Below are 14987 nucleotides of genomic sequence, written 5' to 3' on the forward strand. Positions count from 1 at the left end.
ATAGGCTAGCAATACTGCATGAAACCCTCATTACAACTCAAGCTAGGTCAACAGTTAGCAATGACGCCTCAGCTGCAACAAGCCATTCGCTTATTGCAGTTGTCGACGCTCGATCTGCAACAAGAGATTCAAGAGGCTCTGGACTCCAACCCACTTCTTGACGTGGAAGAGACCACTGAAGAAACGTCGTCTGGCGAGGATAAATCGAGCACTGAAAGTAAAGATGAGGGCAACAGCGAAGTTGCCAGTGAACCGGAGCCCAAAGATAGCTCAGAGCAAATCGAAAGCTCCGAAATCGCGACCGAACTGGAGATGGACACCACATGGGATGATGTCTACAGCGCGAACACTGGCAATACCGGCATCGCTGTTGATGACGAATTGCCTCTCTATCAGGGTGAAACAACTCAGTCATTACAAGACTACCTTGTATGGCAACTGGATTTAACGCCGTTCACCGAAACTGACCGAGCGATCGCTCTGGCCATCATAGATGCGGTCGACGACTATGGTTATCTAACCCTTTCCTGCGAAGAAATTTTAGAGAGTGTCGACATCGAAGACGTAGAACTGGATGAAATTGAAGCGGTTAGAAAACGCGTCCAACAGTTTGATCCTCTGGGTGTCGCCTCCCTGAATCTTCAAGACTGTCTGTTGCTGCAATTGGCAACCTTCCCTGAAGATACCCCCTGGCTGGCTGAAGCGAAACTGGTCTTAAGTGATCATATCGATCAATTGGGCAACCGAGATTACAAACTTGTCATCAAAGAGACTAAGCTTAAAGAAGCGGATCTGAGAGAAGTTCTTAAGTTAATCCAGCAACTTGACCCTCGTCCGGGCAGCAAAATCACTCCGGACGAAACCGAGTATGTGGTGCCTGATGTTTCCGTTTTTAAAGATCACGGCAAGTGGGTAGTGCAAATCAACCCCGATAGCGTACCGAAACTCAGAGTCAATCAGCAATATGCCAAGTTGGGCACCGGAAACAGTGCAGACAGTCAATATATTCGCTCTAACCTGCAAGAAGCGAAGTGGCTGATCAAGAGCCTCGAGAGCCGCAATGAAACCTTGCTGAAGGTTGCCAAATGTATTGTGGAACATCAACATGACTTTTTTGAGTACGGTGAAGAAGCCATGAAACCCATGGTTCTCAATGATGTAGCTCTGGCTGTGGACATGCACGAATCAACCATTTCTCGCGTCACCACGCAGAAATACATGCACACGCCTCGCGGCATCTTTGAGTTGAAATATTTCTTCTCAAGTCATGTGTCCACAGATAATGGTGGTGAATGTTCTTCTACCGCCATTCGAGCCTTAATCAAGAAACTTGTTGCTGCGGAAAACCCAGCCAAGCCATTGAGCGATAGTAAAATCGCAGCTCAACTAGCTGACCAGGGAATTCAGGTTGCTAGGCGAACCATAGCTAAATACCGTGAATCGTTGGGGATTGCCCCATCCAGTCAGCGTAAACGCCTACTATAAGGCCAATAACCAAGAAGGAAAGTCTATGCAAATTCAAATTACAGGCCACCATGTTGATCTCACTGATTCAATGCAAGACTACGTTCATAGTAAATTCCAAAAGCTTGAACGCTTTTTCGATCATATAAATAACATTCATGTTGTATTAAAAGTTGAAAAGTTGAGCCAAATCGCGGAAGCTACGCTCCACGTAAATCAAGCTGAAATTCACGCAGCATCGGACGACGAAAGTATGTATGCTGCCATTGACTCGTTAGTCGATAAACTAACCAGACAGTTGAACAAGCACAAAGAAAAACTAAGTAATCACTAAAATGCAAATAAGTGAAGTATTGACTCTGGACTGCACCAAAAGTGCAGTCCCTTGTACAAGTAAGAAGCGCGCCCTTGAAATCATCAGTGAAATTGCCGCAGCGCATACTGGCCAGAATTCCACTGAACTGTTTGAATGCATGCTAAGCCGTGAAAAAGTGGGCAGCACCGGTATCGGCAATGGTATTGCGATTCCCCATGCCCGTATGCAGGACAGTGATAAAGCTGTCGCGGTCTTAGTTCAGTGTCAGGCTCCTGTTGACTTTGACGCTATTGACAACCGCCCTGTCGACCTTATGTTTGCTCTGCTTGTTCCTGATGCGCAGTGTAAAGAACATTTAAAAACTTTGTCATGTATGGCAGAGCGATTAAATGATAAAACTGTCCTCAAACAACTTCGTAATGCTCAAAGTGATCAAGAGCTTTACGATATCATCGTCAGTCACTAGAGATAACTGAGAAACATCATGCGATTAGTCGTTGTGAGTGGTCATTCCGGGGCGGGCAAAAGCGTCGCCTTACGCGTATTGGAAGATTCTGGTTACTACTGTGTCGATAACTTACCTATCGACTTGTTGGAGCCGTTTGTCGATTCCTCAAAAGACTCACAACAAAGCGTTGCCGTGAGCGTTGATATTCGTAACCTGCCGGACAACCTTGCCAACCTTTCAGCCAAGCTCGACGAGCTCTCACAGTTGCACGAAGTGAAAGTACTGTTTCTGGATGCATCAAAGCCTGTGCTGCTCAAACGCTACAGTGAAACACGTCGTATCCACCCTCTCTCGCAACGTAAAGACAAGCTCTCCCTTGAGCAGGCAATTGACCTTGAGCGTGAACTGCTCAAACCGTTAAAAGAGCGTGCCGATTTCCTGATTGACTCCAGCGAGCAATCCATTCACGACCTCAGTGAAACCATTCGCTTTGAGCTAGAAGGTCAGGAAAAGAAAGAGCTGGTGATGGTATTCCAGTCGTTTGGCTTTAAATACGGCATGCCCAGTGATGCCGACTATGTGTTTGATGTGAGGTTTTTGCCTAACCCACACTGGCAACCTGAGTTGCGACCGCTGACCGGCCTGGACGCCCCTATTAAATCGTTTCTGGAATCCTACCCGGATGTGATTGAACTCAAACATCAAATTCAGAGCTTCGTTGAACGCTGGCTTCCACTATTGGAAAAGAATAATCGCAGTTACCTGACGGTCGCCATTGGCTGTACTGGTGGTAAACACCGCTCGGTGTATATCACGCAACAACTCGGAGAGTACTTCGAACGCCTCGGTCACCAGGTCAAAATACGTCACGCCTCATTAGAAAAAAACCAGTCATAGGAGCCCCGATGTCGCTATCTCGTACCGTACTGATCCAAAACCGCCTGGGTTTACATGCACGGGCCGCAGTGAAACTGGTAGAGCTTGCACAAAGCTTTGAAGCCACAGTGACCATCTGCAATTACGAGAACAAAGAAGCGACCGCTGACAGTGTTATGGGGCTACTCATGCTGGAGTCCGCTCAGGGCGAAAACATCACCATCAAAGCGGCAGGAGCGGATGCTGAAGCGGCCCTGACCGCCGTTTGTGATTTGGTTGAACACCGATTCGACGAAGACGAATAACATCGTTCCAATTCACAGGAAATTTTCCAATCTTTGGCAACTTCTTTCCCGACTCTTGGTTACTTGAGTATAAAATTAGGCTACTATTCAGTACATTAAAAAGCAGTTGAGTGTAGGGGGCATCCATGGCAGAGCAAATAGAATTCGATCAAGCTCACCAAACCCTCCAAGAAGTTAGTGAAGCACTAGAAAATGGTCGCTTCGTTCACGTCCGCAGACAACTTCAGGATATGGAGCCTGAAGACATCGCCCATCTTCTCGAAGCATCACCACGTAAAAGTCGTGAAGTTCTCTGGCAACTGACCGATCCTGAAGATTATGGTGAAATCCTCGATGAACTGAATGAGGATGTCAAAGACAGCTTAGTGTCCAAAATGGCCCCGGAGAAACTCGCCGAAGCCACCGAAGGTATGGACACTGATGACGTCGCCTATGTCTTACGTAGCCTGCCCGATGATGTATCACGCGAAGTCCTGTCACAAATGGATACCGCTGACCGTCTGCGCGTTGAAACCGCTCTGTCCTACCCGGAAGACACCGCTGGTGGCATTATGAACACTGACGTTATCACGATTCGTGGTGACGTAGACGTCGATGTTGTACTGCGTTATTTACGCATGAAAGGCGAACTCCCAGAGGCTACCGATGCACTGTATGTCATCGACGAAGAAGATATGCTGATTGGTCACCTTTCTCTTACTACTCTGATCACCACTCAGCCCGATATCAAAGTCAGTGATGTGATGGATGATGCGGACGAAGCGATCCACGTAGAAACCAGTGACTCGGACGTGGCCTCGCTGTTCGAACGTCGTGACTGGGTCTCGGCACCTGTCGTCGACAGCAATCATCACCTCGTGGGTCGTATCACCATCGATGACGTCGTTGATATTATCCGTGAGGATGCGGAGCACTCGATGATGAGTATGGCCGGTATGGACGATGACGAGGATACCTTTGCGCCAGTAGTCAAGTCTGCCCGCAGGCGCAGTGTCTGGCTGGGTGCCAATGTACTGGCGGCCCTTGCCGCAGCCTCGGTCTCCAACATGTTTGAAGCCACTTTAGATCAAATGGCGGCCATAGCGGTATTAATGACCATCGTACCCTCAATGGGAGGCGTGGCTGGCAACCAAACCGTCGCACTGGTCATTCGCGGCCTGGCTTTGGGTCATATCGGTGAGAGTAACCGCCGAGAGCTTCTGTTAAAAGAAGCGGCAATCGGCTTCTTAAATGGTATGTTATGGGCACTGATCATCGGTGGGATTGTAGTGGCCTGGAAGGGCGACTGGATGTTAGGTGGTATTATCTCCGCCGCCATGATGACCAACTTGCTGGTCGCCGGTATCGCTGGGGTGACCATCCCGATCTTGCTGAAGAAGATGAACATTGACCCCGCGCTGGCGGGTGGAATGGCCCTGACGACTATCACCGACGTGATCGGCCTGTCGGTTTTCTTAGGATTGGCCACCATCATGATTATGTGAGCGGATACCAGTAATAAAAAAGGGGCCTTCGCCCCTTTTTCATTAATCAGTGCTCAGAGAGCCCCGGTTTACTCACCGGCCACTTTCATCGACTCTAACAAAATGGAGCCGGTCTGAATTTGTGAGCGGGTTTCGACATCAGTCCCAACGGCAACAATTTGTTTAAACATGTTAGCCAAATTACCCGCAACGGTAATTTCCGAAACCGGGTATTGAATTTCACCGTTTTCGACCCAGAAACCAGCGGCACCACGAGAGTAATCACCGGTAACGATGTTCACACCTTGACCCATCACTTCAGTCACCAGCAAGCCAGTTCCCAGCGCTTTCAACATGGCGTCAAAGTCCTGACCCGTCGAGTTGACAAACCAGTTGTGAATGCCACCCGCATGACCGGTAGGAGTCATCTTCAGTTTGCGTGCTGCATAACTGGTCAGCAAATAGGTCGCCAACTTGCCATCCGTAATGATATCCAGGTCTTGAGTCGCGACTCCCTCATTGTCAAATGGGCTAGAGGCCAGCCCTCTCAATACATGTGGCTTCTCTTCAATGGCAAACCACTCTGGCAGAATTTGTTCTCCCAGTTTATCGAGTAAGAATGACGACTTACGGTATAGGTTGCCGCCACTGATAGCCATCACTAGATGACCAATAAGACCTGTGGCCACATCATTGGCGAACAATACCGGATACTGCCCCGTCTTCACTTTACGAGGGTCCAGACGTTGTACCGTTTTAATCGCAGCTTTTTCTCCCACCGATTCCGGCGTCCAGAGGTCATCACAATGGCGTGCCAGCGTATAACTGTAGTCACGCTCCATATCGCCATTTACCCCCTGACCAATCACACTGCAGCTGATGCTGTGTCGGCTCGATGCATAACCTGCCAGTAAACCATGAGAGTTGCCGTAGACCTTGACACCATAGTGACTGTCATAGCTGGCACCATCACTTTGCTTGATCTTATCGCTATAAGCCAATGCCGCCCTTTCTGCAGCAATCGCCTGCTCTGCAGCACGGTCAGGATTCGGCTCATCCGGGTGAAACAGATCCAGATCGGGGATAGTCTTCACCATCAGCTCTTTTGGTGCTGGCCCTGCAAAGGGATCTTCCGATGTGTATTGAGCAATATCTAACGCGGCTGCGACCGTTTGTGCTATGGCTTTCTCGCTCAAATCTGATGTTGAGGCACTACCCTTACGTTGACCACGATATACGGTGATACCCAGCGCTCCATCACTATTGAACTCTACATTCTCTACCTCACACATACGGGTAGAGACACTCAGGCCAGTACTCTTGGTAATGGCAACTTCCGCCGCATCCGCACTCACCGATGCCATGTCCAGTGCTCTGGCGACCGCAGCTTCTAACTCAGCCTGCTGCTGAGCGACTTGCTCTCTTACATCCATAATTCATCTAACTTTTATCGTTCAATTGAGACTAGAATAACAAGGTTTTCGCATTCTCCCCAGATTTCTTGCTAAAATAGCCAATATTCGTAATGAGATAGTGATATAGGCAATAATCATGGCCCGCAAAAATCAGAAAGCGCCTTGGGAAGAAGAAGAAGAGATCATTTGGGTAAGTAAAACCGAAATGAAAAACGACATGGAAGAGTTACAGAAACTCGGTGAAGAGCTGGTTAATCTTAAGCCAGCAGTGTTGGATAAATTTCCTCTGAGTGACGACCTGCGAGAAGCTATCGCAGACGCGCAACGCTTCAAGAATGAAGCCAGACGCCGTCAACTGCAGTACATCGGAAAGCTGATGCGTAACGAAGATCCTGAGCCGATTCAAGCGGCATTAGATCGAGTTCGCAATAAACACTCTCAATCAACCGCTGCCCTGCATAAACTTGAACAGTTGCGCGATCGCATTGTTGAGGAAGGTGACGAAGCTATTGCTGCGGCAATGACGCAGTATCCAAATCTGGATCGCCAACGTCTTCGTCAGCTCGCGCGTCAGGCCAATAAAGAGAAGAAAGCCGGTAAGCCAGCAAAAGCATTCCGTGAAATTTTCCAGGCACTGAAGCACGAAGAAGAACAAGAGTTTTAATCACTCTGTTGGACCGTACAACGGCAGCCTGTTTCTGGCTGCCGTTGTTATTTCTGCGATCCGCTCGTCGCCGGTGTCAGTGTGCTGCCTGAACAAAACGAGCCAGTTTTTCATTGGCGTGCTCTGGCGTGAGGGCTGCGATCTCTCCGTGATTGGCGATAACACCATCGGCTAAATAAGCAAAGCGATTGGCGATGGCACGCGCATCGCTCAAATGATGGGTAACCATAATGACTGTTGCCTGCTTTTCTTGCGCCAGCTGTTGCACCACCGCCAGCATCTCTTTCCTCAATATGGGATCCAGAGCCGAAAAAGGTTCATCCAACAACCATATCGGGTGAGGCTGAACAAAACAGCGTGCCAGCGCGACCCGTTGTCTCTGCCCGCCAGACAACTGCCCCGGTAAACGAGTCAGTTTATCCTCTAACCCGACTTTCTCAGCAGCCTGATTCACCGCCCGCTTGTCTTGTTGAGAAAGACGCAAGGCGGGGCTTAAACCTAACGCGATGTTGTCAAACACATTGAGGTGGTCAAAAAGATTGTGTTCCTGAAACAGCATCGAGAGCGGACGTTGATGAGGCTCAAGCTGCTGGATTGAGCGCCCGTTAACCAGCACCTCACCGGATTCGGGATGACAAAAGCCAGCGATTAACGCCAGTAGCGTCGACTTACCCGCGCCACTGGGACCGATCAGTGCCAGAATGTCTCCCTGTTTCACCTGTAACGAGAATTGAAACCAGTCGCTGTGATAGCAATAAGTGACGTCATTCAACACTAACATATCTATTTTTCTACCTCTCGAGAAGAAGGATTCATCAATGAATCGGTCAAAGAAAACACGCCGATACTCAAGGCAAACAACACCAATGACACTACGGCCGCGGCCTGCAGTTGGTAGCTGCCCATCAATTGATACAGGTACAGTGGTAAGGTATTAAAGTCCTGGCTACCAAACAGAGCAATCACGGTTAAGTCGCCTAATGACAGGACAAAACTGATCGAAAACGCATGCAGTAACGGTGCTCGTAAAGCTCGCCACTCCATCAACCAAAATCGGCGCAATCCGCTCATTCCCAGACTTTGCCAAAGAGGGTGATATTGTTGGGCCATGCGCAGCATCGGTTGGTTCAGTGTTTTAATCACATATGGCAGCGCCATTAGCGCATTCACCATCACCACAATACCCAGAGACAGGCTGAAAACATTGGTCATCCCTCGCAGCAACAAAAATGTCGCGGTACTCAGCACCAGTGCCGGTGTCACCAGAATGATGGTGCCCACCAGCTCGAGACAGTCCGCTTGTCCGTAACGTACTTTCAACCTGAGTACACGGGCGGTATTCAACAGCACAATACCTGCCATTAACGCGATACTTGCCGCCAAAGCCGCCACTTCCAGAGAGGTCATTAGCGCATGCCAGAAACGCTGATCGGTCACGACCGGCCATAACCTGTCATTCAGACCGCTGGCAACAACAGCAACCAGTGGGGGCAATACTAGCGTTAGGGTTGCCATGATCCAAAAGCTATCCCAGCTCTTTTTCCATCGTGAATCTCGCGGCTGTAAACCTGGCTGCAAAGAAAAACTCGTCCGGCCATCCAGATTACGAGACAGCTTACCAATCAAGAGCACTAATCCTGCGCAGATCACCATCTGCCACAAGGCGAGCACTGCGCCGGTCTGCAGATCAAAATCAAACTTTATTGCCTGATAGATTGCCAATTCAATGGTGGTTGCTTTAGGCCCCCCCCCTAATGCCATCACCGTCGCAAAACTGGTGAAACACAGCATAAACACCAGACCTATGACATGAGGCAAATGCGCTCTGAGCCTCGGCCATTCGATCAGACGAAAGCACTGCCAACTGCCCATGCCAAGATGTAACGCCAGCTTTCGTTGCTCTTGGGGAACACTCTCAATGGTCGTCAACAGTAACCGGGTAGCAAAGGGCAGATTAAAAAACACGTGCGCAAGCAAAATCCCGTTAAGACCATACAATGAGAAGGGCATGGTGATATCCAGCAAATTCAGCAATCGGGCAATCCAGCCTTGATTGCCGTATACGGCGATAATACCAAACACCCCCACCAATACAGGCAGGACTAGGGTGGTGGCAAACAATTTTAGGATCAGGGAACGTCCTTTGAATTGACGCCTTGATAAGGCATGAGCAACCGGAACCGCAAACCCCACGCTCAATATGGTTGATAAACTGGCCTGCCAGAAGCTGAATTTGGCGACATGACGATAATAAGGATCACTGAACAGCAGCCCGATGTCCTGCAGTGACGAGTATGACAGCAGAGTCCACAGCGATGCCACGACATACACTACGATGAGTAGCGCGACAACCAATCCGGTTTTTGGTGTTCGAATCACATCCACCTCAATGAAAAACGGCCCTGAAGGGCCGTTACGAACCAAGTCAGTTTGACTGAAACTGCACTGAGCCCACAGTGTTATTACTTAATTAACGCCGCCTGCCATTCTCTGATCCAGGCTTTACGGTTGCTGGCAACATCATCTGGACTGAAAGACAGCGCTTGCGTAGGAACGGTCAATGCCTCAAACCCTGCAGGCAATGAACGGTTCACCACTGGGTACATCCAGTTGCCAGTTGGAATCTGTGACTGAAAATCTTCAGACACTATAAACTGCATAAACTCATCCGCCAGCTTCTGATTGCTGCTACCAGCCACTTTGGCGGCGACTTCCACCTGCGTGTAATGTCCTTCAGAAAAATCTGCCGCAGCAAAACGTTTGTCTTGCTCCGCAATAATATGATACGCAGGAGAAGTGGTATAAGAAAGAACTAAGTCTGACTCTCCCTCGAGGAACATCGAGTAGGCTTCCGACCAACCTTTCGTTACCGTAACTGTTTTTTGTGCCAGCTGTTGCCACGCTTTACTGGCATCTTCGCCATAGACCGACTTCATCCACAATAATAATCCCTGCCCCGGTGTTGATGTACGTGGATCCTGGTAAATCACCTTCAGGTCATCCCTTTGCTCCACCAGCTCCTTGAGACTTTTCGGCGGATTTTTTACCGTTTCAGTGTTATAAACAAACGCAAAGTAGCCATAATCAAACGGAACAAACACGTCACTGCTCCAACCGTTAGGCAAGGTGACGGCTGAAAGGTCTGCATTGTGTTTGGCAAGCAATCCCGATGCCAGAGCTTCACTCATCAGGTTGTTGTCCAGTCCCAGAACTACATCCGCCTGAGAGTTACTGCCTTCCAGACGCAAGCGATTGAGGATAGACACACCATCATCTAGCGCGACAAAATTGAGGTCACAGCCACACTGAGCTTCAAACGCTTTCTCGATAGCGGGACCAGGGCCCCAGTCAGACGCAAAAGAATCATAGGTATAGACGGTCAGGGAATTCGCAGCAGCGAGTTGAGGGGCACTTATTAGCGCGGTGATTAGCGCAATTTTCGAGAATTGGTGTACTTTCACTGGTTCTATCCTTAGTTAGTAGTTCTTGATCCAGAAAAGCCCCCATAGTCTTGAGTTCTCATCCCTACGCCAGCATTATCTGGATCAGGTATACGGGTGTCAGGCTCAACCTTCTCTCAGCACCACTACTAGTGCACCCCGTGAGTCACAATCTTGCTCGGCGAATTGTAACCTTTTTGTCACAGATTCGCCAAATCTATTAATTACCTTTGATCATATCCCCAGCGCGGAACCAGTGCCTGGTCTATCCCCATGTGATCCAGAACCCGGGCAACAATGAAGTCGATAAGATCATCGATTGACTGTGGTTGATGATAAAAACCCGGTGCTGCCGGCATGATCGTCACCCCCATTTGTGACAGCTTATGCATGTTTTCCAAATGAATGGTTGAGAACGGCGTTTCTCTCACGACTAATACTAACTGCCCCCGCTCCTTAATGACGACATCAGCAGCACGTTCTATCAGATTGTCCGACATGCCGTGAGCGATAGCAGCAACACTGCCCGCAGAGCATGGACAGACGATCATTTTTTTCGGCGCCGCAGAACCAGAAGCTACCGGCGAAAACCAGTCTTCTTTGCCACACACCACCAGTTTGTCAGCTGCACAGTTAAGCCGCTCAACCAGCACCTTATGTGCCGCGTCCGGGCCACTTGGTAGTTTAATATTGTGTTCTGTTGCTAACACCACTCTGGCTGCCGACGATATCAGCAGATAAACGGTATAGTCCTGTGCCAGTAAGCATTCCAACAAGCGCATTCCATAAGGCGCGCCAGACGCTCCGGTGAACGCCAATGTTATCGCTTTTTCTACAGGTTTCATTACGCTAAGGCCTCTAATAGTTTCTGATGGATCCCACCAAAACCGCCATTGCTCATCACTAGTATCTGGTCACCGGGCAGAGCCTCTTGACTCAATGCCCCGACCAGAGCCTCTATGCTGTGACTGACCATTGCCGGTTGGGAGCAAGTGTCTGCGACGTCCTGTACCGACCAATCAATATTGTCCGGCTGAAACAGGAACACCGCGTCGGCCTTAGCCAGTGAGTGCGCCAGCGCTTCTTTGTGTACGCCACGCTTCATAGTCGCTGAGCGCGGTTCGAGGACGGCAAGAATGCGGTTTTCACCGACCTTGTTACGCAGCCCATCTAACGTCAGTTCAATGGCGGTAGGATGATGAGCAAAATCATCGTACACCGTGATTTGATTCACTTCGCCTTTATATTCCATTCGACGCTTGGTATTGATGAACTTACCCAGCGCTTCACACGCCAACTCCGGAGTGACCCCCACATGCCTGGCACCGGCAATAGCCATCAACGCATTATCGACGTTATGGTCGCCGACCAAATCCCAGCGCACCTCACCGACTTTGGTTCCGTGAAGGCAAACCTCAAAGTGAGAACCATCTTTGCTCAGTTTACACGCGCTCCAGTCCGCATCGGCACCGGTATGTTCAACCTCGCTCCAGCACCCTCTCCCCAAGACATCAACCAGAGCCTTATCGGCTTTAGGTGCCATGATACGTCCATTACCCGGCACCGTACGCACCAGGTGATGAAACTGGCGCTTGATGGCCTCGAGATCATCAAAAATATCCGCATGATCAAATTCCAGATTATTCATGATCAACGTACGGGGGTGGTAATGCACAAACTTTGAACGCTTATCGAAAAAAGCACTGTCATATTCGTCCGCTTCTACCACAAAAAACATCGACTCACCCAGACGGGCGGACTGGCCGAAGTTGCCTAGTACCCCACCCACTAAAAAGCCAGGCTGATAACCACAGTCTTCCAGGATCCAACTTAACATGCTTGAGGTCGTGGTTTTGCCGTGCGTACCGGACACCGCCAGCACCCAACGGTCATGAAGCAAGAACTCCTGCAACCATTGTGGTCCAGAGGTGTATTTAAGGTTGTGGTTCAGTACATACTCTACACAGGGGTTTCCACGACTCATGGCGTTGCCGATTACCACGAGATCAGGTGCCGGATTCAACTGTGCCGGGTCAAACCCCTCAATGATTTCGATACCTTCTGACTCTAGCAAAGTACTCATGGGTGGATAGACATTGGCGTCGCTGCCTGTGACTTTGTGCCCTAACTGTTGGGCCAATACGGCCGCGCCACCCATAAAGGTGCCACAAATACCGAGAATATGAATATGCATAGCAAGCTCTCTTAAATCTTTGCGCTGTATTTTACGCACTTGTCGCTATATATACCCAAAGCGCGTGTCAAAAGCGAGAAAGTTAGTGGTTGGACAGATAAATGTGACCTTGGTCAAATATAATCCCCGTCGCCACCGTTACTTCATTACCATTAAAAAGTTCTGCCCCCTACAATACACATGTGTGTAGATGAATACCCCCAAAATACGCAATCGTTTGGTTGCGTGTCACTCCAATCACACACGCTCCCCCAAGAAATAAGCAGAAAAGTTAAGGATATAACATGTCTGAAATGCGCACCCTAGGCGAGTTCATTGTTGAAAAGCAAAATGACTTCCCCCATGCTAGCGGTGATTTATCTTCCCTTTTATCTTCAATTCGACTCGCTGCAAAAATCGTAAACCGTGAAATCAACAAAGCAGGTCTCGTGGATATTACTGGTTCAGTCGGTACAGAGAATGTTCAAGGCGAAGCTCAGCAAAAGCTGGATGTCTATGCGAATGAAAAGTTCAAAGCCGCTTTAGAAGCGCGTGACCAGGTTTGCGGCGTCGCGAGTGAAGAGGAAGACGAGGCCGTTGCGTTCAATAAAGAACTCAATAAAAACGCTAAGTATGTAGTATTAATGGATCCGCTGGACGGCTCCTCCAATATTGATGTGAATGTCTCTGTTGGTACCATTTTCTCTATTTACCGCCGAATTTCTCCGGTTGGCACACCACCGACACAAGAGGATTTCCTGCAACCAGGTAACAAACAGGTAGCGGCAGGCTACGTCGTGTATGGCTCTTCAACCATGCTGGTTTACACCACAGGTAAAGGAGTCAATGGCTTTACCTACGACCCATCTATTGGCAGCTTCTGCTTGTCTCACGAGAACATGATGATCCCGCAAGACGGCACCATCTACTCGATCAACGAAGGCAATTACATCCGCTTCCCTATGGGCGTGAAAAAGTACATCAAGTACTGCCAGGAAAATGTACCAGAAGAGAACCGCCCTTATACGTCACGCTACATCGGTTCACTGGTGTCGGATTTCCACCGAAACCTGCTTAAAGGCGGTATTTACCTGTATCCAAGCACATTGAGTCACCCGAGTGGCAAGCTACGTCTGCTGTATGAGTGCAACCCAATGGCGTTTCTGATGGAACAGGCTGGCGGATTGGCCTCTGACGGCAAACAGCGCATCATGGACATCAAACCCACCGAACTGCATCAGCGTGTTCCTTTCTTTGTCGGCTCAAGACATATGGTTGAAAAGGTCGAGTCTTTCCTCGAAGAATACCAAGACTGATAGCTTAGAAGTGCCTCTCAATAGAGGCACTTTTTGTTTTAAAAGTAACCAAGTATACTCAAGTAAACGATTCGTATTTCAGCCCTACATTCCTGTAGTTCAAAGGAATGAGATACTAAGAAAAGGAAAGTCAAATGAGCTTAAACAATGTTCCGGCAGGTAAATCGCTTCCTGATGACATCTATGTCGTCATCGAGATCCCAGCGAACGCCGACCCAATCAAATACGAAGTGGACAAAGATTCTGGCGCTGTATTCGTCGATCGCTTTATGTCTGCCCCCATGTTTTATCCGTGCAACTATGGCTATGTAAATCATACCCTGTCTCTTGATGGCGATCCGGTCGATGTGTTGGTCCCGACCCCCTATCCTCTGATGCCAGGCTCCGTCATTCGTTGCCGCCCTGTTGGCGTCCTTAAGATGACCGATGAATCGGGTGAAGATGCCAAGGTATTCGCGGTACCACACAGTAAATTATCCAAAGAGTATGATCACATACAGAATGTCGACGACATTCCGGCGCTACTCAAAGCACAAATCACGCAGTTTTTTGAACGCTACAAAGAGTTGGAATCAGGGAAATGGGTAAAAGTCGATGGTTGGGCTGATGTGCAGGCCGCCAGAGAAGAAATTCAAACCTCTTTCGAACGGGCTCAGGCAAAATAATCGATAAAAACAGCAGCTCTGTCAGTTGGACAGAGCTTGTTGTCATCCCGCTAACAGTGCCGGTTCAGTAGCTATAGCGCCCCCGGGACGCCTTACCATTCATGTACCAGGTTCGGAAAGTCGGCCTTAGCTCATCACAGATACCCCGGTACATTTCACCCCGCTTACCCAACAGCCGCGGATCTTGCTGGCAATACTCCGTCCGCCCCTTTTCATACCCGGATGAGTACGCCTGATAAAGCGGATCCGTCAGTTCAATTTTCGCCGACGACTGCAGTTCCTGAAAACTCAATTTCTCATAACCGACCTGAGCCTGCTCTTCACCGAACAAAGTCCAGTCCTGCGCCAATGAAGTGCCCGGCCCAAGCTGTGATGCACAAGCGGTCAGCATTACCGCAACCAGAGTAAAAAACAACCGCACCATAATAGACTCCAAAGCAAG

At 49.1% G+C, this 14987-nt stretch carries 16 protein-coding genes and 1 riboswitch; of the genes, 9 read left to right on the plus strand and 7 right to left on the minus strand.

The genetic code is table 11. The annotated features are described in order from the left end of the window. The first annotated feature begins 18 nt into the window (after nt 1–18). From C4S60_RS18105 to mgtE, 6 genes are all read left to right on the plus strand, one after another. Entirely contained in the window at nt 19–1485 is a 1467-nt protein-coding gene (locus C4S60_RS18105) for an RNA polymerase factor sigma-54 (protein WP_103881767.1), read from the plus strand. Nucleotides 1486–1510: 25 nt separating this feature from the next. Then, a complete protein-coding gene (gene hpf / locus C4S60_RS18110; protein WP_103881768.1) occupies nt 1511–1798 on the plus strand; it encodes a ribosome hibernation promoting factor in 288 nt (95 codons plus the stop codon). 1 nt (nt 1799) lies between these two features. Beyond that, nucleotides 1800–2246, plus strand: coding sequence for a PTS IIA-like nitrogen regulatory protein PtsN (gene ptsN, locus C4S60_RS18115; RefSeq protein ID WP_103881769.1), 447 nt, complete (start codon nt 1800–1802; stop codon nt 2244–2246). 18 nt (nt 2247–2264) lie between these two features. After that, nucleotides 2265–3125: an RNase adapter RapZ gene (gene rapZ, locus C4S60_RS18120; protein WP_103881770.1), complete on the plus strand. Its 861-nt coding sequence runs from the start codon at nt 2265–2267 to the stop codon at nt 3123–3125. Nucleotides 3126–3133: 8 nt separating this feature from the next. After that, complete coding sequence (locus tag C4S60_RS18125; protein WP_103881771.1) at nt 3134–3409, plus strand: HPr family phosphocarrier protein; 276 nt, start codon at nt 3134–3136, stop codon at nt 3407–3409. Nucleotides 3410–3534: 125 nt separating this feature from the next. Continuing rightward, the gene (gene mgtE, locus C4S60_RS18130; RefSeq protein ID WP_103881772.1) at nt 3535–4893 is read left to right on the plus strand and encodes a magnesium transporter; all 1359 of its coding nucleotides are present in this window, start codon (nt 3535–3537) and stop codon (nt 4891–4893) included. A 68-nt stretch (nt 4894–4961) separates the two neighbouring features. On the opposite strand, the gene pmbA is transcribed toward mgtE, so the two are convergent. Next, nucleotides 4962–6305: a metalloprotease PmbA gene (gene pmbA / locus C4S60_RS18135; protein WP_103881773.1), complete on the minus strand. Its 1344-nt coding sequence runs from the start codon at nt 6303–6305 to the stop codon at nt 4962–4964. 118 nt (nt 6306–6423) lie between these two features. Here pmbA and yjgA point away from each other — a divergent pair, with 118 nt between their 5' ends. Continuing rightward, a complete protein-coding gene (gene yjgA, locus C4S60_RS18140) occupies nt 6424–6951 on the plus strand; it encodes a ribosome biogenesis factor YjgA (RefSeq protein WP_103881774.1) in 528 nt (175 codons plus the stop codon). A 76-nt stretch (nt 6952–7027) separates the two neighbouring features. Here yjgA and thiQ read toward each other — a convergent pair whose 3' ends face one another. The 5 genes from thiQ to mpl form a co-directional block, all read right to left on the minus strand. Then, on the minus strand, nt 7028–7732 hold the full coding sequence (gene thiQ, locus C4S60_RS18145; RefSeq protein ID WP_103881775.1) for a thiamine ABC transporter ATP-binding protein: 705 nt from the start codon (nt 7730–7732) through the stop codon (nt 7028–7030). 2 nt (nt 7733–7734) lie between these two features. Next, the gene (gene thiP, locus C4S60_RS18150) at nt 7735–9330 is read right to left on the minus strand and encodes a thiamine/thiamine pyrophosphate ABC transporter permease (protein WP_103881776.1); all 1596 of its coding nucleotides are present in this window, start codon (nt 9328–9330) and stop codon (nt 7735–7737) included. An 83-nt stretch (nt 9331–9413) separates the two neighbouring features. Continuing rightward, nucleotides 9414–10388, minus strand: coding sequence for a thiamine ABC transporter substrate binding subunit (gene thiB, locus C4S60_RS18155; RefSeq protein ID WP_244183139.1), 975 nt, complete (start codon nt 10386–10388; stop codon nt 9414–9416). Between the two features lie 68 nt (nt 10389–10456). After that, a riboswitch (TPP riboswitch) is annotated at nt 10457–10563 on the minus strand. A gap of 52 nt (nt 10564–10615) precedes the next feature. Beyond that, on the minus strand, nt 10616–11236 hold the full coding sequence (locus C4S60_RS18160) for a flavin prenyltransferase UbiX (RefSeq protein ID WP_103881778.1): 621 nt from the start codon (nt 11234–11236) through the stop codon (nt 10616–10618). Beyond that, nucleotides 11236–12585: a UDP-N-acetylmuramate:L-alanyl-gamma-D-glutamyl-meso-diaminopimelate ligase gene (mpl, locus tag C4S60_RS18165; RefSeq protein ID WP_103881779.1), complete on the minus strand. Its 1350-nt coding sequence runs from the start codon at nt 12583–12585 to the stop codon at nt 11236–11238. The genes C4S60_RS18160 and mpl overlap by 1 nt, the downstream gene beginning before the upstream one ends. Before the next feature lie 284 nt (nt 12586–12869). Here mpl and fbp point away from each other — a divergent pair, with 284 nt between their 5' ends. Both fbp and ppa read left to right on the plus strand, forming a co-directional pair. Beyond that, nucleotides 12870–13880 (plus strand): class 1 fructose-bisphosphatase, encoded by a 1011-nt coding sequence (fbp, locus tag C4S60_RS18170; RefSeq protein WP_103881780.1) that lies wholly within the window; start codon nt 12870–12872, stop codon nt 13878–13880. Between the two features lie 134 nt (nt 13881–14014). After that, nucleotides 14015–14545 (plus strand): inorganic diphosphatase, encoded by a 531-nt coding sequence (gene ppa / locus C4S60_RS18175; RefSeq protein ID WP_103881781.1) that lies wholly within the window; start codon nt 14015–14017, stop codon nt 14543–14545. Between the two features lie 64 nt (nt 14546–14609). On the opposite strand, the gene C4S60_RS18180 is transcribed toward ppa, so the two are convergent. Continuing rightward, nucleotides 14610–14969: a DUF2799 domain-containing protein gene (locus tag C4S60_RS18180; protein WP_103881782.1), complete on the minus strand. Its 360-nt coding sequence runs from the start codon at nt 14967–14969 to the stop codon at nt 14610–14612. Nucleotides 14970–14987 lie beyond the last annotated feature (18 nt).

It is taken from the genome of Vibrio hangzhouensis (assembly GCF_900107935.1).
Taxonomy (GTDB): domain Bacteria; phylum Pseudomonadota; class Gammaproteobacteria; order Enterobacterales; family Vibrionaceae; genus Vibrio; species Vibrio hangzhouensis.

What these genes read in the sequence shown, in the direction of transcription:
- C4S60_RS18105 (WP_103881767.1), top strand. Translation starts at nt 19, where the DNA reads ATGAAACCCTCATTACAACTCAAGCTAGGTCAACAGTTAGCAATGACG.
- hpf (WP_103881768.1), top strand. Translation starts at nt 1,511, where the DNA reads ATGCAAATTCAAATTACAGGCCACCATGTTGATCTCACTGATTCAATG.
- ptsN (WP_103881769.1), top strand. Translation starts at nt 1,800, where the DNA reads ATGCAAATAAGTGAAGTATTGACTCTGGACTGCACCAAAAGTGCAGTC.
- rapZ (WP_103881770.1), top strand. Translation starts at nt 2,265, where the DNA reads ATGCGATTAGTCGTTGTGAGTGGTCATTCCGGGGCGGGCAAAAGCGTC.
- C4S60_RS18125 (WP_103881771.1), top strand. Translation starts at nt 3,134, where the DNA reads ATGTCGCTATCTCGTACCGTACTGATCCAAAACCGCCTGGGTTTACAT.
- mgtE (WP_103881772.1), top strand. Translation starts at nt 3,535, where the DNA reads ATGGCAGAGCAAATAGAATTCGATCAAGCTCACCAAACCCTCCAAGAA.
- pmbA (WP_103881773.1), bottom strand. Translation starts at nt 6,305, where the DNA reads ATGGATGTAAGAGAGCAAGTCGCTCAGCAGCAGGCTGAGTTAGAAGCT.
- yjgA (WP_103881774.1), top strand. Translation starts at nt 6,424, where the DNA reads ATGGCCCGCAAAAATCAGAAAGCGCCTTGGGAAGAAGAAGAAGAGATC.
- thiQ (WP_103881775.1), bottom strand. Translation starts at nt 7,732, where the DNA reads ATGTTAGTGTTGAATGACGTCACTTATTGCTATCACAGCGACTGGTTT.
- C4S60_RS18160 (WP_103881778.1), bottom strand. Translation starts at nt 11,236, where the DNA reads ATGAAACCTGTAGAAAAAGCGATAACATTGGCGTTCACCGGAGCGTCT.
- mpl (WP_103881779.1), bottom strand. Translation starts at nt 12,585, where the DNA reads ATGCATATTCATATTCTCGGTATTTGTGGCACCTTTATGGGTGGCGCG.
- fbp (WP_103881780.1), top strand. Translation starts at nt 12,870, where the DNA reads ATGTCTGAAATGCGCACCCTAGGCGAGTTCATTGTTGAAAAGCAAAAT.
- ppa (WP_103881781.1), top strand. Translation starts at nt 14,015, where the DNA reads ATGAGCTTAAACAATGTTCCGGCAGGTAAATCGCTTCCTGATGACATC.
- C4S60_RS18180 (WP_103881782.1), bottom strand. Translation starts at nt 14,969, where the DNA reads ATGGTGCGGTTGTTTTTTACTCTGGTTGCGGTAATGCTGACCGCTTGT.